The following is a 24,045-nucleotide window of genomic DNA, read 5'->3' on the forward strand; positions in this document are numbered from 1 at the left end:
AGCCCGACCCGCGCAGGGATCAAGCCTGACCGCCCGGAGCGGGTCGGGCTGCCCCGGAACCCCCCACCGCAACCACTAAACGTGCCGACGACTCTGCACAATCCGGAACCGGTTCGCCACGTAAGCCCCATCGGTCAACGCCGCATTGGCCGCCGCGTTCGCCCCGCTGCCGTGGAAGTCGGAGAAGGCCGCCGACTGGTTGACGAATACCCCGCCGGTGAGGTTGGCCGACAGGTGCACCCCGACCTCGATCGCGACGTTCTCGGCAGCGGCCAGCACGGTCTCGTCGGTGGAGTACACCGCCGCCGTCAGGGCGCCCTTCTCCCCCACGGTCGAGCGCAGGATCTCCAGGCTGTGGGCGGTGGAGTCGGTGGCGATGGCGAAGGAGATCGGCCCGAACCACTCCCGCGAGTAGGTCGCGGTGTCACCGGCGTCCAGCTTGACGATCGTCGGCGTACGCACGACCGCGCCGGGGTAGGCGGGGTGCTCGACGGTACGCGACTCCAGCACCGCCTCGCCGACCTTGGCTACCTCGTCCAGCCGCTCCAGCACTCCGTCGTTGACGATCGCACCGGTCAGCTCGACGCCCCGGGCGGGGTCGGCGGTCAACTTTCCGACAGCGGCGGCGATGCCGGCGGCCACCTCGTCGAAGCTCTTGTGCCCCTGGTCGGTCTCGATGCCGTCCCGGGGGATGAGGATGTTCTGCGAGGTGGTGCACATCTGGCCGCTGTAGAGGACCAGGGTGAAGCCGAGGTTGCGGCACAGGCCGGCGAAGTCGTCAGTGGAGTCGATGACGACCGTGTTCAGGCCGGCCTTCTCGGTGTAGACGGCGGCCTGCCGGGCGTTGGCTTCGAGCCAGTCGCCGTACTCGGTGGAGCCGGTGAAGTCGACGATCTTCACGGCCGGGTGCAGGGCCAGGGTGGTGGCCAGCTTCTCGTCGGCGGCCTCGGGGGCCAGCAGTACGAGGTTCGGGTCGAAGCCGGCCTCGGCGAGCACCTCACGGGCGTACCGGACGGTGATGGCCAGCGGCAGCACGGCGCGCGGGTGCGGCTTGACGATCACCGGGTTGCCGGTGGCCAGGGAGGCGAACAGACCCGGGTAGGAGTTCCAGGTCGGGAAGGTGTTGCAGCCGATGACCAGGCCGACGCCCCGGGGCACCACGTGGAAGGTCTTGGTCATCCGCAGGGGGTCGCCCTTGCCGGCGGCCTTCTCCCAGCCGGCCGTGCCCGGGTGCCGGGTCATCTCGGCGTAGGAGTAGGCGATCGCCTCCAGGGCCCGGTCGAGGGCGTGCGCCCCACCGGCCTGGAAGGCCATCACGAAGGCCTGGCCGCTGGTGAACTGCACCGAGTTGGCCAGCTCGAAGACGTTCTGGTGCAGCCGGGCGAGGATCTCCAGGCAGACCCCGGCCCGGGTCTGCGGTCCGGCGTCGCGCCAGGCGGGCAGCGCGGCCGAGGCGGCGGCGACCAACTGGTCGGCGGTGGCGTGCGGGTAGGCCACGTTCAGCTCGACCCCGAAGGGGCTGGTCTCGGTGGCGATCCACTGCCCGTCGGTGGGCTGGTCCAGCGGGAAGTTCCCGCCCAGGTACGCCTCGAAGGCGGCCTTGCCGTCGGCCGCCGCGGTCTCGCCGTACACCCGAGGGCTGGGGGATTCCGGGTAGGCGGACCAGTACCCCCGCTCGGTGATCGCGGTCAGCGCGCGGTTGAGGGTTTCGGCGTGCCTGTCGTAGTGGGGGTGCGGGGTGTCCGTCATGCCCGCCATCATGCAACAGGAAGCCCCGCGATCAGTAGAGGGCTGTCACAAACTCAGAGGGTCAACTGCCAGTCCGCAGCGCTCTCGGCCACCCGGTAGCCGAGCTGTTCGTTGATGCTGACCATGTGGTCGTTGACCGCCGCGTTCCAGGTGTCGATCACCCGTAGCTCCGGCTCCCCGGCCAGCATCTGACGCAGGTTCTCGATCTTCACCAGCAGACCCAGGCGGCGCCCACGGTGCGCCGGGTCGACGATGGTGATCTCCTGCGAGGCGTGCCAGTTCGTGAACGGGCCGGTCTGGATCATCGTCCAGGCGACCAGCCGCCCGGTCTGCTCGTGCACCGCCCCCAGGTGGTAGCGCCGCCGACCGCGCAGCGCCTGGAACCGCTCGATCTGTCGGATCCGCTCGGCGTCCACCCGCTCCGCCTCCATGGTGAGGTCGCCGGTGGGAGCATCGACGAGCAGCCGGGCCTCCAGTCGGGCCACATCGGCCAGGTACTCCTCCGGGGCCAGGCCACGCCACGCCACCGTGCGGTAACCGGCGGCCCGGGACCGGGCCTGCTCGTGCAGGGCGGCCAGCGCCGCCTCGTCGAGTCGGGTGGTGTCCAGCCGGCGACGCACCATCGGCAGGGCGGCCTGGGCACCGACCGCCACCGCGAAGGCCGCACCGGGCGGCTGCCGGTCCTCTCCCGGCCGCACCCCGTCGACCTCTGCGATCAGGCGTTTGCGGCCGTGCTGGACGGCCACCTCCCGGGTGTGGGCGAGCAGGGCCCGGCCCACCCCGCGCCGCCGGTGGGCGGGATCGACGAAAAGCTCGACGAGGACGTTGCCGGTGTTGTCCAACTGCGGCAGGCGTAGCCACAGATACCCGACGGCCACCCCGCCCCGCCGGGCCAGCGCCCGATAAATCAGGCTGCCGTACGGCGGATGGGCCGCCACCAGGCCGAACTCGACCCGGTCACCGGCCGGGACATCCGGTGTGTCGACCGCCTGGGCCGCCGCACGGATCCGGTACGCGTCGTCAAGCGCCGCATCGTCGGAGGGGTCGAACGGGGTCACGGCGATGTCCATGGCCGCGAGCCTGCCCGCCACCGCCCGGCCCCGCCACTGTTTTTCACCCGCACACCGACAGCTGCCAGTTGCTCCACCTGTCGCGCACCAGGAAGCCGAGTTGCTCGTTGATCGCGATCATGTGCTCGTTGCTGTCCGCGTTGAAGGTGTCGATGACCCGAAGGTCCGGTTCGTGGGCGAGCAGGTGCCGCAAGTTCTCGATCTTGGTGAGCAGTCCCAGCCGGTGCCCGCGATGATCGGGATCCACGATGGTGATCTGCTGGAAGGCGTGCCAGGGCGCGGAGGCAGTCACCTCCAGCAGGGTCCAGGCGATCAGCCGCCCGGTCGCGCGATGGCGGACACCGGCGTGGTAGCGCCGTCGACCGCGCAGCGCAATCGCCCGGTCGGTGGCGCGCACCCGCTCGGCGTCGACCCGCTCCGGCTCCCAGGCGAGGTCGCCCATCGGCGCGTCAGCCAACAGCCGACCGTCCAGGTACGCCACCTCGGCCAGATACTTCTCCGGCGTATCCCCCTGCCAGAACACCAGTTCGTACCCGGCCGCCCGGGTCCGGGCCTCGGCCAGCAGCGAGTCGAGCCGTTGCTGGTCGAGTTGGTGCACCTCCAGTCGCCGCCGGATGTCGACCAGGGCGTCCGTCGCCCCGACGGTGGCCGCGAAGGCCGTCGCGGGCGCGGGATGCTCCGGCCGGCCGGGCAGGTGCGCCGGGCTCATCGTGCTCACCCGCACCCGGCCCCGCTCACGGAGCAGATCGAGGCCCCGGTCCAGCAGCGCGCGACCCACCCCCCGACGGCGGTACGCCGGGTGCACGACCAGGTCGGCGGAGGCGTTCTCGGTGTTGTCCAACTGCGGCAGGTCCAGCAGCAGATAGCCGGCGGGTGCACCGTCGAGGTGGGCCAGCAGGTGCACCGACCGGTTGCCCGGCATCGGATGTCGGATCATGGCGAAGAACCGTTGCCGGCAGCAGGGCAGGTCGGGCAGGTCGACCGCCGAGGCGGCGGCGTCGATCGCGTACGCCTGCTCGGTGGCCGGGGTGTCGTCGGCACCGAAGGGCGCGATGGCGAGGGTCATGTCGGCAGCCTGCGTGAAAGCAAGAGAAACGGGCCAGCGAATTTTTCTCGCTGGCCCGTTCGAAAGCTTGGTCGGGAGGGTCGATCGCACAACGCCTCCGGCGTTGGGTCGTACAGACTAAAAGTCTACGGCGAAACGCCCTCCCGCACGGAGCATCTTCCGCCGCCGGGTTCCCGCCGTCAAGTCCTCGGCAGGGTGTTTTCCGCATTCCAGAAGAAACGCGATTCCAATTCGATCTTCGGCTATGCCGCTTGATCATTTCCTGACGGCAGTGCCATATCCCCTGATCATTGCGGCTCCGCTCAGCCGAGCAGGCCGGCGTCGCGGGCGGCCCGCAGGGAGGGCTTGATCCGATGGGTCGGACCCGCCTCGCCGGCCACCGCGTCGAGGGTCTTCAGCCCCTCCCCGGTGTTGAACACCACCGTCTCGGCGGCCGGGTCCAGCCGGCCGGACTCGACCAGCTTGCGCAGGACCGCGACCGTCACCCCGCCGGCCGTCTCCGCGAAAACCCCGGTGGTACGCGCCAACAGCCGCACTCCGGCGCGGATCTCCTCGTCGTCGGCGTACTCCATCCAGCCACCGGTACGGCGGACCGCCTCCAGGGCGTACAGGCCGGCGGCCGGGTCGCCGATGTTCAGGGACTTGGCGATGCCGGTCGGCTTGACCGGGGTGATGACATCGCTGTCGGCGTGCAGGGCGGTGGCGATCGGGTTGCACCCGGCCGACTGGGCGCCGAACACCTTCCAGCCATCGGCGGGCGCCTCGACCAGCCCGATCTCGACCAGTTCGGTGAAGGCCTTGTCAATCTTGGTGAGCAGTTCACCGGAGGCCATCGGGATGACCACCTGAGCGGGAATCCGCCAGCCGAGTTGTTCGGCCACCTCGTAGCCGAGGGTCTTGGAGCCCTCCGCGTAGTACGGCCGGACATTGACGTTGACGAAGGCGGTGTCCTCGAACTCGTCGGTCTCCACCAGCTCACCGCAGAGGCGGTTGACATCGTCGTACGACCCATCGATGGCGACCAGGTCGCCGCCGTAGACGGCCGTGGTCACGACCTTGCCCTGCTCCAGGTCGCTGGGGATGAAGACCACCGAGGGAACCCCGACCCGGGCCGCGTGCGCGGCCACCGAGTTGGCCAGGTTTCCGGTGGAGGCACAGGCGAAGCGGGAGAAGCCGAGCGCCCGGGCGGCGGTCAGCGCCACCGACACCACCCGGTCCTTGAAGGAGTGGGTGGGGTTGGCGCTGTCGTCCTTGACCCACAGCGGGGCGGTGATCCCCAGCTCGGCGGCGAGCTGATCGGCGGCCACCAGGGGGGTGAACCCGGGGTCCAGGGTCACTCGGGTGGCGGGGTCCTGGCCGGCGGGGAGCAGGGCGGCGTACCGCCAGATGTTGCGCGGACCGGCCTCGATCTGCTCGCGGGTGACCGCGGCCAGGGCCGCCGGGTCGTAGTCGACCTCCAACGGGCCGAAACACTCGTAACAGGCGTGCTGGGCGGCGAGAGGGTACCGGGCCGAACAGGCGCGGCAGACCAGGGCCCGGGCCGGGCTGGTGGCAGTGTCTAGGCCGGAGGGGGCGAGCGTCGACGTCATGTCGAAGTCCTCTCATCTTTCCCCGCATCGCACCCTGCGGCGGGGACGGAATTGGCACCTGCCCCGCCGGACGCTCAACGGTGAGCGCGGGGGGTGGTTGCCGGGGCGTCGTCGGGCCGTATCCCTCAGCCCCTCTGGATGAGGTATGCAGTTGTGCTGCCGATTCTAGGCGGGAGCACCGCCTCCGTCGCTCGCCAATCCCAGCTTGTGAGCGACATCGCGGACTGATCCGCAGGTCACACCCGTTCCTGGATCGGGCGACATCAGCGCCGTCTGATGCCGCCCGATCCAGGTCTGTGCATGATCGCGACTGTCGCGCCTAGGGTCAGACCGGCACCGAGCTGCGTTCACCGGTGTCGAGGCCGACCGCCCGGGTGCCGCGTTGGGGCAGCAGATTGTCCAGGGCCCAGGTGCCCGGGCCGAGCACCGCGACCAGCAGGAACGACCAGCAGAACAGCACTGACAACTCGCCGTGGTTGCGCAGCGGCAGCAGCGCCTCGGGCTGGTGGACGACGAAGTACGCGTACGCCATCGAGCCCGACGCCAGCAGCGCGGCCGGGCGAGTGAAGAGGCCGAGCAGCACCAGAGCACCGCAGAGCGCCTGGATCAGGGCGGCCCACCAGCCGGGCCACTGGCCCAGCGGCACAGGTTCACCGGTGCCCCGGCTGCCGCCGAAGACACCGAACAACGAGGCCAGGCCGTGACAGAGAAACAGCAGGCCGACAACCATGCGGAACAGGGACAGTGCCGGGCCGCCGAACCGGTCGATACGCATTCCGATACCTCCGTTGTAGATCGGGTGAAGGCATCCAGAATGCGGAACCCATAAATAGTTGTCGATGCAATCTCTGACTGTGGGAACGCTCCCAGGCCATCCTAGCGACCGAAACTTTCGGCCGCTGCCTCATCGCTCAGCGTCTTCGCCATTGACGGAAGAACGCCTCGACGGGAATCCCCTTACCGGGCGCGGTGTGCTTCGCGATGGCGACGTCGGGAGGTCGGGACCACGCCCGACATCTCTCGGTGCAACGATGTCCCGATGTGCGGGATACGGGGGACATCTCCAGGGACGACCATCCGACACACGGGCGGACGGCGGGCGCTGCCCTGGCGTCGTGCTGCTGGGGCGCTCGCCACGCTCGTCCTGCTCGCGGGGTGCGCCCCGGCCCCCGGCTCCGGTGGCGTCGGGGCGCAAGCCACGACCGACGCCCCACCATCGGCCCCGGTCACCACCCCCGACGCCCCGCCGACGCGTACCGAGCCGAGCGCCGGAGCCCACTCGCCGGGCCCCTGTCCCGCCGACGGCGTCCGGATCAGCTACCTCGGGGTGAGTGCGGCGATGGGCCTGCGGGCGATGGGCCTGGAACTGGTCAACTGTGGCAGCCGGCCGTACCGGCTGCACGGCTACCCGGAACTGCGGCTACTGGACCACGACGGAAATCTGATCAGGGTCCGGGTGATCCCCGGGGCCAGAGAGATCACTTCCGGCTTCGACTTCCCGCCCCGGCCACTGACGCTGGCACCCGGAGAAGCCGCGGACGCGACGGTGCTCTGGCGCAACCTGGTCGACGACCCGACCGTGGTCGCCACCAACGCGGAGCGGCTGGAGGTAGCCCCGGCGGAGGGGCAGCCGACGCGGGAGGTCGCCATCGAGGGGCCGATCGACCTCGGCAACACCAACCGCGTCGGCGTGAGCGCCTGGAAGAAGCGCCCCCTGACCACATCCCAGTCCGCAGTCCCCACCACGACGGCGAGTCCCCTGCCGATCACCCCGACCGCGGTGCCGCTGCACTGACCCGCTATCGGGCGCGGAGCCGGCCGCGTCGCTACGAGACGACGTCCTTGCGGGTGAAGCGCCAGAAGGCCAGCCCCCAGAAGGCGGTGGCGTAGCAGATCGCGGAGACGGCACCACGGACGATGTCGTCGGTCTGCACCGGCGTGGACAGCAGCCCCAGCCAGGCGGTGCTGTAGTGGGTGGGCAGGAAGGAGCGGATCGCCCCGAGGGCGGTGATCTGATCCAGGATGCTGGACAGGATCCACAGCAGCACCGCGCCGCCCACCGCACCCAGCGCGGCGTCGGTGATCACCGACAACAGGAACGCCAGGCCGGCGACGACCAGCAGGACCACCGCCAGGTAGCCGAGGACGGCCAGCAGCCGCAGTAGCCCCTCGCCGGGCTCCAACTGGGCGGCGACCGTACTGCGCAGCGGGGACCACCCGTACCGGAGGGTGCCGATGAGCAGAGCCGTACCGGCCAGCAGTACCAACGCCAACCCCGAGTAGGTCAACGCGACCAGCAGCTTGATCGTCAGCAGCCGGGCCCGGGGTACCGGTATCGCCAGCAGGTAGCGCAGGCTGCCCCAGCTCGCCTCGCTGGCCACCGTGTCACCGCAGAACAGCGCCACCACCACGACCAGCAGGAAGGAGGCGGACACGAAGATGGTGAACAGGGTGAAGTTCAGCCCGCCGGAGGTGGCGAAGGAGACCAGGCTGCCGAACTCGCCCCGACCGTTGTCGTCGTCTCCGGTGTCGAACTGGAAGGCGATCAGGATGATCAGCGGCAGCAGCACCATGAAGCCGAGGGCCAACTGGGTACGCCGCCGCGACGCCTGCCGCCGGAACTCCGCCGAGAACGGCAGGGTCCGCGAGGGCCGGTAACCGGCCCCGGCCCCCGAGGGGGCCACCCTCCGGCCGGCGGCCGGTGTGGGCTCGCCCCCGCCGTGCGTGGGTTCGACAGTCGATCCCGCCATCACCGGTCCCCGCTTCCCCGAGAGTTCTCCCCCACCAGAGCGAGGAAGGCGTCCTCCAGGCGGCGCCTGGGCACCACCCGGTCCACTCCGATCCCGGCCCGGACCAACTCGGCCACCACCTCGCTGCGGGCGGTGCCGAACGTGTCGACCACCAACTGCCCGTCGGCGTCGTCGAGCACCCGTACCCCGCCGAGATCGGCCAGCACCTCCCGGGCCGCCGCCGGATCGCTCACCTCGAACAGCACGCTGGGCGAGTCACCGACGATCTCCTCGACCGGCCCGGAGGCCACGATCCGGCCCTTGTTGACCACCACGGCGTGGGTGCAGGTCTGCTCCACCTCGGCGAGCAGGTGACTGGAGACCAGCACCGCCCGCCCGTCCGTGGCGTAGCGCTGGAGCACCCGGCGCATCTCGGCGATCTGGGGCGGGTCCAGCCCGTCGGTGGGCTCGTCCAGCACCAGCAACTCCGGCAGGCCCAGCATGGCTTGGGCGATGGCCAGCCGCTGGCGCATACCGTGGCTGTACTTGCGTACCTTGCGGTGCACCGAGGAGCCCAGCCCGGCGATCTCCAGCGCCTGGTCGAAGTGGGCGTCGGCCTCCGGCCGCCCGGTCGCCCGCCAGTACGCCTTCAAGTTCTCCAGGCCGGACAGGTGGGGCAGGAAGCCCGGCCCCTCCACCAGGGCGCCGATGCGCGACAGCACCGGCGAGCCGGGGACCAGCCGGTGCCCGAAGACGTAGATCTCTCCGGCGGTCGGCTGGGTCAGTCCCATCAACACCCGCAGGGTGGTGGTCTTGCCGGCACCGTTGGGCCCCAGCAGGCCGACCACCTGACCGGGGTGCACCTCGAAGTCCACCTCGGAGACGGCGACGAAGCCGTCGGCGTACTCCTTGCGCAGATGGCGCACGGCCAGCGGGGTGTTCGCGTACTCCGGGTGCACGGAGGTGTCCTGGCGGCGGTGCCGCAGGCGCAGCAGCAGCACGAGCACGACGAGCCCCAGCACGATCGCGGCGAGCAGCCCGACCAGGATCCAGCGCCAGAGCACCGCCTCGGTCGGGATCGGTTCGGCGTCGACCGTGGGCAGGCTCACCGGGCCGGTGGCCGCCACCTGGTAGACGGTCGGCTCGACCGGGGTGGTGTACGCCTGGTCCGAGGTGGCCAGGACCAGCCGGAGACGGTGCCCGGCCTCCACCCGGTGCACGATCGCCGGCAGGGTGACCGTCACCGGTGCGGCCTCGGCGACCTGGGTCGGCAGCCCGGTCAACCGGATCGGGGCGATCAGCCCACTGGGCAGGGTGGCCGCCCCCTCCGGGTTGACGTCGTAGAGCTTGGCGAAGAGCACGGCCTCGCCGGTGGGCGACGCGGCGCGGATCTGCACGGTGGGTGACCCGACCACGTCGACGGCCTCGGTCAGGGGCGCGGAGTCGAACCGGGCGTGCTGCCCCGGTATGTCGGCGGCCACCCCACTGAGCAGCGAACTCAACGATCCGGCGAAGGGCACCGAGGAGATCGCCGCCGGGTTGCCGGCCGGCGGGTTGGCGACCGCCTGGGGCGGCCCGGCCAGCGCCACCTCCTGCCGGGACTGTCCGTTCAGCCCCGGGTAGTCGGTGGTGCGGTAGCCGGTGGCCACCAGTCCCCGGTCCAGCGCGTCGAAGCCGGCGATCCGGGAGAAGGTGAAGCTGTCGCCCGGGGTGGCGGCCGTACCCGCGACGTAGTGGTCGAGCCACTGGGCGGTCAGGAACTTCACCCGGTCGGAGTCGGTACGCGGGCCGGCCCCGCCGTCGTGGCCGCCGGTGAACCAGGCGACCCGCACCGGGGTGCCGTTGGCGGCGATGCCCCGGGCGTTGGCGTCGGCCTCACCGAGCGGGAAGAGGGTGTCCGCCGCGCCCTGCACCAGCAGGGTCGGGGCCTTGATCCGGTCCAGTACCCCGGCCGGGCTGGAGCGGCGCAACAGGTCGACCGCGGCCTGGTCGGCCCGGCCGGTGACCGCGATGCTCAGGTACGCGGCGCACACCTCGGGGGCGAAGCGGCCACAGGCCGGGTCGGGGATGGTGCCGGTGGTCGGTGCGCCCGGTGCGGTGCCGGGGCCCTGCCCGGGTGCCGGGCTGGGCGGGCCGGGCGACGGTGCCCCCTCGGGGGCCTCCGCGGTGTTGCCGGAGATCCCCGCCGGACCGGAGCCCACGTTCCCGCCGCCGCCGAAGAAGATGCCGGCCCAGCCGGACTTGAACACCCCCCGGGTCGGTTCCCCATCGGTGCTCTCCGGCAGGAAGGACCGGGACAGGTCGTTCCAGGTGATCATCGGGACGATCGCGTCCACCCGCGGATCCTGGGCGGCCAGCAGCAGTGCCAGGCCGCCGCCGTAGGAGCCGCCGACCACCCCCACCCGGGGGTCGTTGTCGCCGTCGGTACGGATCTCCGGCCGCGCGGCCAGCCAGTCCAGCAGGCGCTGGGCGTCGCGTACCTCGTAGTCGGGGTTGGCCAGATGGATCTGGCCCCCGCTGCGGCCGAAGCCCCGGGCGGTCCAGGTCAGCACCGCGTAGCCCCGGTCGGCCAACTCCTCGGCGTCGGTACGCACGGAGTTCTTGGTGCCGCCGAAGCCGTGGGCCAGCAGCACCGCGGGCACCTTCCGGTCCGCGTCGGCGTCCTTCGGCATGTACAGGGTGGTGTCCAGGTCGACCGGCTCGTCGCCGCTCGGTCCGGAGGCGACCGTGAGCATCGCGGGCTCGGTGCGGAATCCCGGGCGATCCGGCCAGGCGGCCCAGACCACGAGGGCGGCCAGCAGGACCACGGCCATCGACGCCGCGACGGCTCGCCGGCCGGAGGGCAGGGCACGACGCAACCGCGTGGCCGAGATCGGCGGTTTCATTCGCCACACGGTACGGCGCGGAACCTGTGTATTAGCTGAGTTCCGCCGTACGTCCGTTCTGTTCGGCCGAACGTCACCCGAGAGGGGTCGACCGCACACTGTCCATCGGGCCAACCTTTGGGATGAATTCCCATTGTGGAAATTCCTACCTTTTAGCGGAATCCCGATCGAAGTACGTCTTATCCACCGGGAAAGCAGTACCCACGGTGATCGATTGGGCGAGCCTGAGTCACCTCACCCGAAGTGACGCAAAGCCGACCCGAGAGGCCGGTACTACACCAACATTGTTCGATTAGTTTCCGGTCCGGCGCACGGGACCGGCTCGTCGGCGCCGCTGGCCGAACCTGCGTTCCCGCCCGAGGAGATCACCATGACCGTTCCCGCTCCGCGGGTCCGTCGCCGACCCCGGACCCGGGGTCGGCTGTTGCCACTGCTGCTCACGGTCGCGTTGCTGCTGCCGGTGGCGCTGCTCACCGTGCAGGCCCACCGGCTCATCGACGACGACCGGGAGGTCGCCGAGCGGGAACGGCTGGGGGTGACCTACCTGCGGACCCTTGGGCCACTCACCGTGGCGCTGGTCGACGCGCAGACCGCCGCGGTGGCTCGCCGGCCGATAACCAGGCTGGCCCTGGACCAGGCGGTGGAGCAGGTCGCGGCCGTGGACGCCGAAATCGGCGCCGAGTTGCGCACCGGAGAGCGATGGGCCGGTCTCCGGGCCAAACTGGAGGCCCTTCCGGAGCGATCGCTGAGCGACCCGGAGGCCGCCTTCAACGCCTACCGGGAGGCCACCGACCTGCTGCTGGCCCTGCACACCAAGGTGCGGGAGAGCTCCGGCCTGGTCCAGGACCCCGATGCCGACTCGTACTTCCTCCAGGACGGCGTCGGGGAGGAGATGCCGGAGGCTTTGGTCGCCGCCGGTCGACTCACCGACCTGGTCGCCCTCATCCAACGGCGGCCCGACAGCGAACGGCTGCGCTCCCTGAGTGAACTGGCCGCCCACCGGGTGGCCGCCCTCGGGCCCGCCAACGACCTGGTCGGCAACCTTCGGGCGGTGATGGACAGCTCGGAGAGCGCCGACCTCGGCGGGCACGTGCTCACCCCCTTCGACGCCTACCAGCGGGGCATCGAGGCGATGGCGCTGACCTCCCAACCGGACCGGACCGGCTCGATCGACCTGGTCCGGCTCACCGGGGCCCGCCTTGAGGCGCACGAGGCCGCCAAGCAGCTACAGCCGGTCCTCCTGGACGAGGTCGACCGGCTGCTGGTCGAGCGGATCGACGAACTCAACCGGGACGACCTGCTGGTCCTCGGCGCGGGTGGGGTGGCCGTACTGCTCCTGATCGCCCTGGCGGCGACCGGTTGGTCGGCCCGTCGGAAGGACGAACCGGTGGCCCTGGACCCGGCCGATGGCGCCCCGACGGGTGTCGACCCGACCGTGCCGACCACCACCCGGTGGGAGCAGCTGCCGGCGCAACGGTCCCCGGTGTCCGTGGGCAACAGCCCCGACCCGGACCGCTGGAGGCCCTTCGATGCTGCTCGATAGGCTCCGGATCCGGGGCAAGCTGGCCCTGTTGGTGCTGATCCCGGTGCTCTGCATGCTCGGGCTGACCCTGCCGGTGGTCGCCGAGCGGGCCGGAGTGGCCCGGCGGGCCGGTGACATCGCCAGCACCGTGCAGGTAGCCAACCGGGTCGGCACCATCCTGCAACACCTGCAACGGGAACGGATGCTCGCGGTCGGTCTGCTCCTGCGACAGATCGACCGCAGGGACCTGGTCCAGCAGATCGCGGAGGTCGACGACCTGGTCTTCGACCTCCGGGCGGAGCTGGGCGAGGACCTGTCCCCCGGGGTGACCGCGGCGCTGGAAGGGGTCCGGCAACTGACTCCGGTACGCACGGCCACCCTCGCCAACCGTGCCACCGCCGAACAGATCATGGGCACCTACGCCCCGGTGCACCTGGCCCTGATCGACTCGCTGCGACTGCCGTACGACGTGGACACCCGGACCCCGGTCGGTCGGCAGGTGCTGGCCCTGGACCGCATCCTGCGCAAGAGCGAGGGCATCAGCGCCGGGTCCGCCCTCATCGTGCTGATCGCCGCCGACCCACGTCCGGAACTGGCCACCGCCTTCGTGGCCAACATGGCCACCCTCCGGGCGGACAGCAACCAGATGCTCGGCCTGCTCAGCCCCGACCAGTTGGGGTTGCTGGACATCGAACAGGCCGCAGTGGACTCCCGCGCCGGAGAGGACTTCCTCGAACAGAGCGCCCTGGATCCGGTCACCGCGGCGTCCCGGATTCCCCTGGAGGCGCTCTATCCGACCACCTCCTCACTGATCACCCTGGGTCAGTTCGTGGAGAAGAAGCTGGTCACCGACATCACCGCCGCGGTACGCGCCGAGCGGCAGTCCGCGCTGATCGCCGCGTACTGGGTGACCGCCCTGGTACTGACGATCATGCTGGTGGTCGTACTGCTGGCCCTGGTCATCGGCCGGTCGGTGGCTCGGCCGCTGACCCGACTCACCCGGTCCGCCGACCGGGTCGCCCGGGTCGCCGAGTCCGAGCTGCTGCGGGTGGCCGACGACGAGTCCGACCAGCCTCAGTCGATCCGCCTGGACCGGGTGGAGATCCGGGGCCAGGACGAGATCGGTGACCTGGCCCGGGCCTTCGAACGGGTTCAGAGCACCGCCGCGCAGCTGGTGGAGCGGCAGGTGGCGGGTCGACGCAACGTGGCCCAGATGTTCGGACACGTCGGTCGGCGTACCCAGAATCTCGTCGGTCGGCAGATCGCCCTGATCGACCGGTTGGAGCAGCAGGAGACCGACCCGGGGCGGTTGGAGAACCTGTACCGCCTCGACCACATCTCCAGCCGGCTGCGGCGCAACGCCGGCAACCTGGTGGTGCTCTCCGGGGCGGCCGGGGACGTGGTGCATGCCGCACCGGTTCCGTTGGCCGACGTGGTCCGCCTGGCCCTCGGTGAGATCGAGGACTACACCCGGGTGGACGTACAGGTCCCCATCGATGTGGCCGCAGCCCCGGCGGTCGTCGGTGACCTGGTGCTGGCCCTGGCCGAGTTGATGGAGAACGCCACCGTCTTCTCCCCACCGCACACCCGGGTGGTGGTCAGCGGCGACCTGACCGACGAGGGTGCCCGGCTGACCGTGGTGGACCACGGGATCGGCATGACGGCGGCACGACTGGCCGAGGAGAACGCCCGGCTTACCCGACGCGAGCGGTTGGACCTGGTCCCGACCGAGGTGCTCGGGTTGTTCGTGGTGGGCCGGTTGGCCCGGCGGCACGGCTGGACGGTCGCCCTGTCCACCACCCTCAGCGGCGGGGTCACCGCCACCCTGTCGATCCCCCGGGCGGACCTGGTCCTCGGCACGATCGAGCCGCCCCGGGCCACCCCGATCACCGTCCGGCCGGCCCTGCCGGGCCGCCCCCAGCCGATGCCGGTAGGCCCGGCCCGGCCCGGGGAGACGCTGGCACCCGTCGGTGCCGGCGGGCCGGGCGGGTTCGATCAGCGGCTGCTGAGCCGGGCGACCGAGAGCCTCGAGTTGGCCGAGTCATGGAACGCCTTCGCCACCGGTGGCCGCGAGGTGACTGTCGGCCCGACCGGCGGACCGGTCCCGGCGCCGACGGCACCGGCCGGAGCGACCACCCCGCCGCCGGGAATCCGGCAGCGGGTGCCCGGGGCCAGCCTGCCGAAGATCGCACCCGGGGTCGGCCCGGTGGACGCCACCGGCGCCGACCCGATCGCCGCCCGCAGCCTGGTCGAACAGTTCGAATCCGGGGTACGCCGGGCCGAACAGCAGCGGGGGAAGATCCTCCCCGAGCCGATCGCCCCCGCACCCTCCGGCGCTCCGACCCATCTGACCCGACGGGTCCCCGGTGCGAACCTGGTCACCACCCCGGCCCGGCCGCCGATCACCGACCACCCCGGCGACCCGGCCGAGGTACGCGATCTCCTCAACGCGTTCGAGACCGGGGTCGCCCGGGCTCTGCGCGATGTCCGCCCCCACCACAGCGACGACGAAGGAACGCCACATTGACCAGCCCGCACGTACACGAGAACCTCGACCACTCAGGCCACCCGGTCGGGGACCTCAGCCCCGAGGCCCGCACCTTCAACTGGCTGCTGGACACCTTCACCTCCAGCACGGCGGGCGTGGTGGAGGCGATCGCCGTCTCGTCGGACGGGCTGCTGATGGCCATGTCCGCGATCAAGGACCGGTCCAACGCGGAACGCCTAGCCGCGGTGGTCTCCGGCATGACCAGCCTGGCCGGTGGCGCCGCCAGCTGGTACGCCCTCGGCGGGCTGAACCGGGTGGTGGTGGACATGGCTGAGGGGTACCTGCTGATCAGCGCGATCAGCAGCGGCTCGGTGCTAGGGGTGGTGGCCGACCGGTCGGCCAATCTCGGCACGGTGGCCTACGAGATGACCCTCTTCGCCGGTCGGGCCGGTAGTGCGCTCACACCGCGTCTGATCGCCGAACTCAAGAATTCCGTACAGCAGTGAACCCCGACGCCGCCGGTGCGGATCCGGGGCCGGTCCCCCGGATCCGGCCCTATCTGCGCGAGTCCCGTCCGGTCGGTGAACCCGACCCGACGGAGACACCGGCGGCGGTCGGGACGGAACCTGGGACACCGACCGGCCTGCGCCCGTTCGTGCTCACCTCCGGCCGGGTGGCCGGAGCCGATCCGACGATCGGCCTGGAGACCCAGGTGACGGCCCGGTCGACCACCGAGGCGCGGCACCAGACGGCCGCCCGGCTGACCCCGGAACTCCAGGCGATCGTGGCACTCTGTGACGAGCCGATCTCGGTCGCCGAGATCTCCGCCAAGACCCGGCTGCACTTCGGCGTGACCCGGGTGCTGGTGGGTGACCTGCGGGCGGCCGGTCATCTCGATGTGCACGTCACCGACGCCGACGAGGCTCTCGACCCCGACATCATCCTGCGAGTGATTGATGGACTCCGTGCAATCTCCTGACTGGCCGGTCGCCCCACAGGGCGCGCTCTCCGCCAACAGCGCCACGGCACGCTACGGCAGCCCCCCTCCGGTGCCCCCACCGGTGGTGGGTCGGGCCACTGCGCCCCCACCCCGGCCGGCCGGGGCGCCGTACCCTCCCTCGGCCCCCTCGTCGGCCGCGATGGGCCCGGCCCCGCGCCCCGCGCCACCGATCCCGGTCAAGATTCTGATCGCGGGTGGTTTCGGGGTGGGCAAGACGACCACGGTGGCCGCCATCTCGGAGATCCAACCGCTGACCACCGAGGCGGAGATGACCATCGCCGGCCTAGGGGTCGACGATCCGGGACAACGCTTCGACAAGACCACCACCACGGTGGCGATGGACTTCGGCTGCGTCACCATCGACCGCAGCCTCAAGCTCTACCTGTTCGGTACGCCCGGTCAGGCCCGCTTCGGCTTCATGTGGGACGACCTGGCGCGCGGGGCACTCGGGGCGCTGGTGGTGGTCGACAGCGCCCGGTTGGACGACAGTTACCCGGCGATCGATTTCTTCGAGCGGGCCCGGCTGCCCTTCGTGGTCGGGGTGAACGCCTTCGACGGGCGGCTGGCCCACGACCTCGGTGCCATCCGATGGGCCCTGGCGATCGGTGACCATGTACCTCTGGTGCAGTTCGATGCCCGTGACCGACTCTCGGTACGGGACGCTCTGCTGGTCGTCCTGGATCGGGCGCTGGTGCGGGCCACCCGGGACAAGCGGGCCTGAGCCGAACGGCTCAAGGCCCCTCGTGGGAAGGGGTGAGGCGAATGCGAGGCGGGCTGGACGAGACCCTGGCTCGGATGCGGCGGCGCGAGGAGGCCCTGCGCCGCCGGTCCACCGGGGCGACCGACAGAGCCGACGAGGCAGCCGGGCCGGGGGATGCGGAGGGCTCCGGCGGCCGCAACGCCGGGCCCGGCTGGACCGCGCCCCGGGCACCGGTCGGGTCCCCGCCACGCAGTGTGCTCGACGATGTCGTCGAGGCGCTGCGGGCCGCCGTCGCGGTCCATCCGGGCACGGCGGTCACCGCCCGGATCGACCAGGACGGGCAGGCGTACGACCTGCGGGTGGCCTGGACCGGCGCGGAGGTGACGGTGACCGCGCAGCCGGTGGCGGCACCCCCGGCCTGGCCGCTGTCGGAGCACACCGTCGCCGACTGGCCCGCCAGCCAGGAGAGCCTGGCCGACGCTCCGGCGGCCCGGTTGGCCGAGCTGATCCGCCGCAACCCGGCCCTGCTGGGCGACGCGGACCCGACAGGCTGACCGGACGCGGGATGATCGCGCCGTTTAAGGTCAGGCGATGGGCGAACCCGAGTTGACCTTGACCGCGAGCCTGCGTCCGGCCGCGCTGGATGCCCGGCGCGGGGTCGTCCGGCTGCACCCCGAGGTGCTCACCGCGCTGGCCCTGCGGCCGGGGGACCCGGTCCGGTTGACCGGCCAGCGGGTGACCGCCGGCATCGTCGCCCCGGCCGAGTCGACCGCCAGCACCGCCCTGCTGTACGCCGATGACCTGACCCTGGGCAACCTCGGCATCCGCGACGGCGGGCAGGTACGGGTGAGCGCCACCCCGGTCGTCGCGGCCACCCGGGTGCTGCTCGCCGGGCCGGCGCAGATAGTCGCCGTGGTCTCCCCGGAGATGCTCCGGTTGGCCCTGTTGGGCAAGGTGGTCACCACCGGGGACGACGTGTCCCTGCTGCCCCAGGACATCCTGCCGGACGCCGCCACGCGCAACCTGGTCGAGGCGGCCCGGCGCAGCCTGTCCACCCGGGTCGGCTACGCCTGGACCAGCACCCTGTTGCGGGTCGTCGCCACCGAACCCGAGGTGGGTGCCCTGGTCACCATGGACACCATGGTCGGTTGGCAGCACGGGGCCGCCACCCACGGTGTCGCCGACCCGATCGCCGCCCGCACGGCCTCCCTGGCCGGTCCCGGTGGGGCAGTCAGGGTCCAGGCCGGTGGGGCCACCACCGCCGGTACGCCTCAAGCAGACTGGGCGGGCACCACGAGCGCGACCGAGGAGGAGCACGTCCCCTCGGTGGACGAACTGCCCGGCCTGCGGGCCCAGGCCGAGGAGCTGAACGAGTTGCTCGACCTCGGCTTCCACCACCGCGAGGTGCTGGCCCGGCTGGGGACCGCGGTGGCGCTGGGGGTGATGGTCAGCGGTCCGGCCGGCTCCGGCAAGTCGGCCCTGGTCCGCGCGGTCGCCGCTCAGGTCCGGGCCCGGGTCCATCCACTCTGGGCACCCGAGATCGCCGCACTGACCAACTCCTCGGCGGCGGACCGACTGCGGGCGACCACCGCCGAGGTGCTGGCCGACGGCCCGGCCGTGCTGCTGGTCTCCGACGTGGAGGCGTTGGCCCCGGCGGACACCCCGGGACCGGTGGCCACGGTGTTCCGCCAGTGCCTGGCCCGGATCATCCGGGCCGGCGCGGCCGTGGTCTGCACCACCAGCCGCCCGGAGGCCGTGGATCCGGCGCTGCGGGCCCCGGATCTGCTCTCGGTACGGATCGACGTGCCCCTGCCGGACGCCGCCCTGCGCCGGGAACAGTTGACCGTGTTGACCCGCCCGGTCCCGCTGGCCGAGGACATACGGCTGGAGGAGGTGGCGGGGCGTACCCCCGGTTTCGTCGCCGCCGACCTGGCCGCCCTGGTCCGGGAAGCCGGGGTACGCGCGGCGCGGCGGCAGAAGTCGGCCGAGAACCCGACCGTACGGATGGCCGACTTCACGGCCGCCCTGGAGGTGGTCCGGCCGACGACCATGGCCGCCTCCACCTTGGAACTGGCGCGGGTGACCCTCGACGACGTCGGTGACCTGGTCGAGGTCAAGCAGCAGTTGACCGAATCGGTGCTCTGGCCGCTGACCTACCCGGACACCTTCGCCCGACTCGGGGTGCAGCCACCTCGCGGAGTGCTGCTCTACGGCCCGCCGGGCTGCGGCAAGACCTACCTGGTGACCGCCCTGGCCGGCTCCGGACGGGCCAACGTGCTCTCCGTCAAGGGCGCGGAACTGCTGTCGAAGTGGGTGGGCGAGAGCGAACGGGCCGTCCGCGAACTGTTCCGCCGGGCCCGGGAGGCCGCGCCGACACTCGTCTTCCTGGACGAGGTGGACGCCCTGGCCCCGGTACGCGGCCAGGCCACCGACGGTGGCACCACCGACCGGGTGGTGGCCGCCCTGCTCACCGAACTGGACGGGGTGGAGGCCCTGCGCAATGTCGTCGTGGTCGGCGCGACCAACCGGCCCGACCTGATCGACCCCGCGTTGCTGCGCCCGGGTCGGCTGGAACGGCTGGTCTACGTGCCGCCACCGGACGCCGAGGCACGCGCGGCGATCCTGCGTGCCGCCGCCCGCAACGTGCCGCTCGCCGAGGACGTCGATCTTGGCGAGCTCGGCGCCGACCTGGACGGCTTCTCGGCTGCCGACTGCGCCGCGCTGGTCCGGGAGGCGGCCCTGGCGGCGATGCGTGAGTCGCTGACCGCCGCCACGGTCACGGCCGCACACGTGCAGACCGCCCGTGATCGGGTCCGCCCCTCCCTGGACCCGGCCCAGGTGGCCTGGCTGGCCGCGTACGCCGAGCAGCGAAGCTGAGCCCTAGAGTGCCGGTGGGGTCGAGTCGAGGTGGATCTCGGCGTACACCCGCTCGCCGTCCTCGCGTAGCTTCGCGCCGCACTTCTCCAGCACCGACAGCGCCCCGCGATTCTGCCGTGTGGTGTCGGCGACCACTACCCGCATCCCGGCTGCGGCGGCCAGGTTCAACAACTCGCGCAACGCCGCCGCGCCGATGCCCTGACCCCGGGCGGAACGACCCAGCCACATGCCCGCCTCGACCGTGTCGGGGGCGTCCCGGCGGCTCATCCGGATCATGCCGACCACCTCACCCCCGGCCATGATGGCGTACATGGCGGTGCGGGTGGAGGCGTCCAGACCACCGAAGTTGGCCCGGTAGAACTCCCGGAAGGCCTCCCTGCGGGCGTGGGACCAGCCGGCCGGCGCATCCACCGGCGGCATCACGTCGTCCGGCTCCGCCTCGGCGGCTGCCACGGACAGCAACGGCTCAAGGTTCTGCTCGTCCACCGGCTCCAACCGGACCGCACCCGTCACCTGCCGGAGTCTTCCCCGCTCGGCCACGGAAGTCCACCGGGTTGCCGGGGAGGTGCACCTCTGGTGCCGAGGAATCGACCGGTCGGGCAGGTTCAGCGGCGGCGGCTACGGGCCCGGGAGGCGCGCAGCCGGCGCAGTCGACCGACCAGCACCGGGTCGGCGGCCAGCGCCGCCGGATTGTCCAGCAGGGCGTTGAGCAACTGGTAGTAGCGGGTGGCAGAGAGCCCGAAACGATCCCGGATCGCCTGCTCCTTGGCGCCGGCGTGCCGCCACCACTGCCGTTCGAAGGCGAGGATCTCCTGCTCCCGCTCGTCGAGGGCACCAACCGACTCCGGGGCCGCAGCGGCATCGACGGTCGACGCTGCGGCATCGGCGGTCGGCGTGGGGGTACCCGTGGTCGGCGCGGACTCGGCTTCGGGTGCCGAACGCGGCAGCGGCACCGCCCCGGAATCCGGGCCGGTCGGCACCCGGGCCTCGGGGCTCCGGGCGGTCGGGGTGGCGTCGGCGGGCGGCAATGGGGCTCCTCACGGGGGCGGCCGGCACGGGCGACGCCAGCCGGGTTCCCAGCCTAACCACAGGTCACGGCCGACGCACCAGGAGCGCGCCGAGGCCGTTGCCACACCGGAACAGGTGCCGGAAAGAGGGTGCCGCCCGGGAACGCGATCCGGGGAGAGATCGCGCCCACGGGCGGCTGGGGTGCGGGTCCTCAGGCGATGTCGCGTCGACGCAGCGTCCAGAGGGCCCCGCCGAGGAACACCACCACCGCGACCGTGAACAGGATCGACGAGTGCTGCATGGTGATGTCCATGGTGGCCGGCTGACACTCACCGGTGTAGGAGGCGTCACAGGATCGCCAGTCGGTGAGGGTCGTGCTCTTGGCCATCCAGGCGTACAGGTAGGTGGGCCACAGCCAGGCGTCGGCGAACCGGACCTGGGCCAGTTCCAGCATGATGGTCAGCCCGGTCTGGCCGACCACCATGACCGCTACCGCCCCGCCCAGTGCCATCGCGGTGTGTCGGCCGAGTGAGGCCAGGGCGAAGCCCACGGTCGCCGCGACCAGCATCAACACGATTCCGCGCAACCCGGTGAGCAGGAAGGACTGCCAGACCCCGGAGGTCACCCCCTCGGTGGTCCCGCGCCAGTTGGCGATCAGCCAGAGCAGGCCGAACCACACTGCGGTGGCCGGCACCGCCAGGGCCAGCAGGCCGGTCAGCAACGCGCCCAGCTTGGTCAGCAGGACGGTCAGCCGTTTCGGTCGCCACAGCAGCAGGTTCATCATTCCGCCGCTGTTCCACTCGGCGCCGATGAAGGAGGCCCCCACCACGTAGCCGACCATGCCCAGGATCGCCGCGAATGTGACCAGCATGTCCGGCACATTGGTCTTGAAGACGAAGGTCGACGGGAGGTACCACTCCTCCTGGTAGACCTCCCGCGACGGCGGGACGATCTCCGCGCAGTCGGCCGGGTAGTCGTCGCCGGTCTCGCCGGCCGCCTTCGCGCGCTCACAGTTGGCGCGCTCCTGGTCGGCCCACCGCACCTGCTCCTGGTACTGCTGGTCGGCGGCCCGGCGGGCCTCGGCCCACTGTTCGGGACCGATCTTCTCGTTGGACATGAGCAGGCCCACCACGATCAGGCCCAGCACCAGCAGGCCACCCACGGTCGTCCAGCGGGCGAAGCGCCGCTTGGTCAGCCGGCGCAGTTCGGTACGGAAGAGACTCACGCGCCCCAACCTCCCCCGGTGGGTGCGGACGGCGCCGCCCCATCGACTCGTACGGACTGGTCGACCTGCCGGTGCTGGCCGGGGACCGGCGCGGTGTTGGTCAGTTCGAGGAAGACGCTCTCCAGGTCCACCGTGACCGGGGCGAGTTCGCTGACGTAGAGGCCGTGTTCGGCCAGCAGCCGGGTGATGGCGGCCGGCTTGTCCACCCCGGAGACCATCAGATGGTCCGGGTTCGCGGTCACCCGGTAACCGTTGCCGTGCAGGGCGTTGGCGGCCAGCGGCAGATCCATCACGGCTTCCAGCCGGACCCGGATTCCGCCGGAGGAGTGCTGGGCCAGCACCTCCTCGACCGGGCCGAAGGCCACCCGGCGGCCCAGCGAGATGATGGTGACGGAGTCACAGATCAGCTGGATCTCACCGAGGATGTGGCTGGAGAGCACCACGGTCATCCCCGACTCGGCCAGGTTGCGCACCAAGGTGCGCATCTCCCGGATGCCGCCCGGGTCCAGGCCGTTGGCCGGCTCGTCCAGGATCAGCAGCCGAGGGTTCTTCAGCAGGGCCGAGGCGACCGCCAGGCGCTGCTTCATGCCGAGCGAGTAGGTCTTGACCCGCTCGCCGGCCCGGTCGCGCAGGCCGACCAGTTCCAACACCTCGTCGACCCGCTGGGCGGGCACCTCACCGGCGCCGGCCAGCAGGGACAGGGTGTCGCGGGCGGTGAAGTGCGGGAAGAACTGCGGGCTCTCCACGATCGCGCCGACCTGACGGGCGACCTGGGGCAGCGCCGCCGGCACCTCCTGGCCGAGGATGGACATCCGGCCACCGTCGGAGCGGATGAGACCGAGCAGGGTACGCAGAGTGGTGGTCTTTCCCGACCCGTTGGGGCCCAGGAAGCCGTGCACCTCGCCCGCTTCGACCCGCATGTCGAAGCCGTCCAGGGCGTTGCGGGTGCCACGTCGTCGACTGCGGTACGTCTTTCGTAGACCTTCGATTTCCAGGACAGCTGGCAAGCTGCACCTCCCCCGTTGGTGTGTGGGTGTCCACGACACCATACGCGGTATGCAGCCGAAGGTGATACCCGGTATGCATCGGCGTGGCGGCCGGCCGCCACCCTGCGCCTCGTCGGCATCTCCCGACGGCGACCCCCACCTGCCGTACGCAGGTGCGCAGGTCCTCAGGCGCAGATGACGTGGACCCCGGCGGCGCGGAAGGCGTCGACCACCTCGGATGCGGCACCCGAGTCGGTGACCAGGGTCTCGATCCGGTCGATCGGACAGATCCGGGCGAAGGCGTGACCACCCAGTTTGGAGGAGTCCGCGATTATCACCACCCGCTTGGCCCGGGCCACCATCAGGTTGTTCATCGCCGCCTCCCCCTCGTGATGGGCGGCGGCACCCAGGTGGGGATCGATGGCGTCCACCCCGAGCAGCGCCACATCCAGGGTCACCTCGCGCAGCAGGGCCCCGCCCAGGGGTCCCACCAGCTCGAAGGACTTGGGTCGCACCACCCCGCCGGCGACCACCACCTTCATCCGGGAGCGGACCAGCAACTCGTTGGCGATGTTGAGGGCGTTGGTGACCACGGTCAGCTGGGCACCCTCGGCACTGGTGTTGAGATCCGGACGCACGGCCAGGGCCCTGGCCACCTCGGTGCTGGTGGTGCCACCGTTGAGTCCGACCACCGTGCCCGGTGCCACCAGGGCCGCGGCGGCCGCGCCTATCCGCTGCTTCTCCGCGGAGTGCTTGGCGGTCTTGTAGCGCAACGGCAGGTCGTAGGAGACCCCGTTGGCGACCGCGCCACCCCGGGTACGGGTGATCATCTGCTGCTGGGCCAGCTGATCGAAGTCCCGCCGGATGGTCGCCTGCGAAACCTCCAGCCGCTCGGCGGCCTCCTCCACGGTGACCCGACCGGTGTCGGTCAGCATTTCGAGCAGGGCGTTCCATCTCGCGTAACGGTCCACCCCGGGACCTCCGTGTCTGCACGAATGATGATTGGTTGCGTGCACACTAGTGCGCGAAACTACGATGAGGCAAAACTCTACGTTGCTCGATCATCTCAGCGGTTGCTATTTCCACCGGATTTCACGCAGAATAACGCTCGAAAGACGGGCCAAACGAGCCGTAATGCGCAGCCGCTGCGA

At 71.3% G+C, this 24,045-nt stretch carries 20 protein-coding genes and 1 riboswitch; of the genes, 8 read left to right on the forward strand and 12 right to left on the reverse strand.

The genetic code is table 11. The features are described from left to right. Positions 1-75: 75 nt before the first annotated feature. From paaN to ACLQ2T_RS04305, 5 genes are all read right to left on the reverse strand, one after another. Entirely contained in the window at positions 76-1,749 is a 1,674-nt protein-coding gene (gene paaN / locus ACLQ2T_RS04285; protein WP_425764651.1) for a phenylacetic acid degradation protein PaaN, read from the reverse strand. 53 nt (positions 1,750-1,802) lie between these two features. Further along, positions 1,803-2,819: a GNAT family N-acetyltransferase gene (locus ACLQ2T_RS04290; protein ID WP_425764652.1), complete on the reverse strand. Its 1,017-nt coding sequence runs from the start codon at positions 2,817-2,819 to the stop codon at positions 1,803-1,805. A gap of 43 nt (positions 2,820-2,862) precedes the next feature. Beyond that, the gene (locus ACLQ2T_RS04295; protein ID WP_425764653.1) at positions 2,863-3,885 is read right to left on the reverse strand and encodes a GNAT family N-acetyltransferase; all 1,023 of its coding nucleotides are present in this window, start codon (positions 3,883-3,885) and stop codon (positions 2,863-2,865) included. 302 nt (positions 3,886-4,187) lie between these two features. After that, positions 4,188-5,474, reverse strand: coding sequence for a threonine synthase (gene thrC, locus ACLQ2T_RS04300; protein ID WP_425764655.1), 1,287 nt, complete (start codon positions 5,472-5,474; stop codon positions 4,188-4,190). Positions 5,475-5,483: 9 nt separating this feature from the next. Continuing rightward, positions 5,484-5,619, reverse strand: a riboswitch (SAM riboswitch). Positions 5,620-5,799: 180 nt separating this feature from the next. After that, positions 5,800-6,249, reverse strand: coding sequence for a DoxX family protein (locus ACLQ2T_RS04305; protein WP_425764656.1), 450 nt, complete (start codon positions 6,247-6,249; stop codon positions 5,800-5,802). 264 nt (positions 6,250-6,513) lie between these two features. Here ACLQ2T_RS04305 and ACLQ2T_RS04310 point away from each other — a divergent pair, with 264 nt between their 5' ends. Next, positions 6,514-7,269: a DUF4232 domain-containing protein gene (locus ACLQ2T_RS04310; protein WP_425764657.1), complete on the forward strand. Its 756-nt coding sequence runs from the start codon at positions 6,514-6,516 to the stop codon at positions 7,267-7,269. Positions 7,270-7,300: 31 nt separating this feature from the next. Here ACLQ2T_RS04310 and ACLQ2T_RS04315 read toward each other — a convergent pair whose 3' ends face one another. After that, positions 7,301-8,224, reverse strand: coding sequence for an ABC transporter permease (locus ACLQ2T_RS04315; protein WP_425764658.1), 924 nt, complete (start codon positions 8,222-8,224; stop codon positions 7,301-7,303). Next, entirely contained in the window at positions 8,224-11,088 is a 2,865-nt protein-coding gene (locus ACLQ2T_RS04320; RefSeq protein WP_425764659.1) for an alpha/beta fold hydrolase, read from the reverse strand. The genes ACLQ2T_RS04315 and ACLQ2T_RS04320 overlap by 1 nt, the downstream gene beginning before the upstream one ends. Before the next feature lie 370 nt (positions 11,089-11,458). Here ACLQ2T_RS04320 and ACLQ2T_RS04325 point away from each other — a divergent pair, with 370 nt between their 5' ends. Genes ACLQ2T_RS04325 through ACLQ2T_RS04355 form a run of 7 tightly spaced genes read left to right on the forward strand, consistent with a single transcriptional unit; the run spans position 11,459 to position 19,675 of the window. After that, on the forward strand, positions 11,459-12,631 hold the full coding sequence (locus ACLQ2T_RS04325) for a hypothetical protein (protein WP_425764660.1): 1,173 nt from the start codon (positions 11,459-11,461) through the stop codon (positions 12,629-12,631). Beyond that, positions 12,618-15,137 carry an ATP-binding protein gene (locus ACLQ2T_RS04330; RefSeq protein WP_425764661.1) on the forward strand — a complete coding sequence of 840 codons (2,520 nt, stop codon included), beginning with the start codon at positions 12,618-12,620 and terminating at the stop codon, positions 15,135-15,137. Before ACLQ2T_RS04325 ends, ACLQ2T_RS04330 begins: the two co-directional genes overlap by 14 nt. After that, on the forward strand, positions 15,134-15,604 hold the full coding sequence (locus tag ACLQ2T_RS04335) for a roadblock/LC7 domain-containing protein (RefSeq protein WP_327023854.1): 471 nt from the start codon (positions 15,134-15,136) through the stop codon (positions 15,602-15,604). Before ACLQ2T_RS04330 ends, ACLQ2T_RS04335 begins: the two co-directional genes overlap by 4 nt. Further along, entirely contained in the window at positions 15,601-16,077 is a 477-nt protein-coding gene (locus tag ACLQ2T_RS04340; protein WP_425764662.1) for a DUF742 domain-containing protein, read from the forward strand. Before ACLQ2T_RS04335 ends, ACLQ2T_RS04340 begins: the two co-directional genes overlap by 4 nt. After that, positions 16,055-16,819 (forward strand): GTP-binding protein, encoded by a 765-nt coding sequence (locus tag ACLQ2T_RS04345; protein WP_425764663.1) that lies wholly within the window; start codon positions 16,055-16,057, stop codon positions 16,817-16,819. The genes ACLQ2T_RS04340 and ACLQ2T_RS04345 overlap by 23 nt, the downstream gene beginning before the upstream one ends. A 41-nt stretch (positions 16,820-16,860) precedes the next feature. Beyond that, positions 16,861-17,352, forward strand: coding sequence for a hypothetical protein (locus ACLQ2T_RS04350; protein ID WP_425764664.1), 492 nt, complete (start codon positions 16,861-16,863; stop codon positions 17,350-17,352). A 37-nt stretch (positions 17,353-17,389) separates the two neighbouring features. Further along, positions 17,390-19,675 (forward strand): AAA family ATPase, encoded by a 2,286-nt coding sequence (locus tag ACLQ2T_RS04355; protein WP_425764665.1) that lies wholly within the window; start codon positions 17,390-17,392, stop codon positions 19,673-19,675. Positions 19,676-19,678: 3 nt separating this feature from the next. On the opposite strand, the gene ACLQ2T_RS04360 is transcribed toward ACLQ2T_RS04355, so the two are convergent. From ACLQ2T_RS04360 to ACLQ2T_RS04380, 5 genes are all read right to left on the reverse strand, one after another. After that, entirely contained in the window at positions 19,679-20,188 is a 510-nt protein-coding gene (locus ACLQ2T_RS04360) for a GNAT family N-acetyltransferase (RefSeq protein ID WP_425764666.1), read from the reverse strand. A gap of 92 nt (positions 20,189-20,280) precedes the next feature. Next, positions 20,281-20,703 carry a DUF3263 domain-containing protein gene (locus tag ACLQ2T_RS04365; protein WP_425764667.1) on the reverse strand — a complete coding sequence of 141 codons (423 nt, stop codon included), beginning with the start codon at positions 20,701-20,703 and terminating at the stop codon, positions 20,281-20,283. Positions 20,704-20,894: 191 nt separating this feature from the next. Beyond that, complete coding sequence (locus ACLQ2T_RS04370) at positions 20,895-21,908, reverse strand: ABC transporter permease subunit (RefSeq protein ID WP_425764668.1); 1,014 nt, start codon at positions 21,906-21,908, stop codon at positions 20,895-20,897. Beyond that, entirely contained in the window at positions 21,905-22,915 is a 1,011-nt protein-coding gene (locus ACLQ2T_RS04375) for an ABC transporter ATP-binding protein (protein ID WP_425764669.1), read from the reverse strand. The genes ACLQ2T_RS04370 and ACLQ2T_RS04375 overlap by 4 nt, the downstream gene beginning before the upstream one ends. 164 nt (positions 22,916-23,079) lie before the next feature. Next, on the reverse strand, positions 23,080-23,865 hold the full coding sequence (locus ACLQ2T_RS04380; RefSeq protein WP_425764670.1) for a DeoR/GlpR family DNA-binding transcription regulator: 786 nt from the start codon (positions 23,863-23,865) through the stop codon (positions 23,080-23,082). Positions 23,866-24,045: the final 180 nt, after the last annotated feature.

It is taken from the genome of Micromonospora sp. DT229, from assembly GCF_049844505.1.
Lineage (GTDB): Bacteria > Actinomycetota > Actinomycetes > Mycobacteriales > Micromonosporaceae > Micromonospora.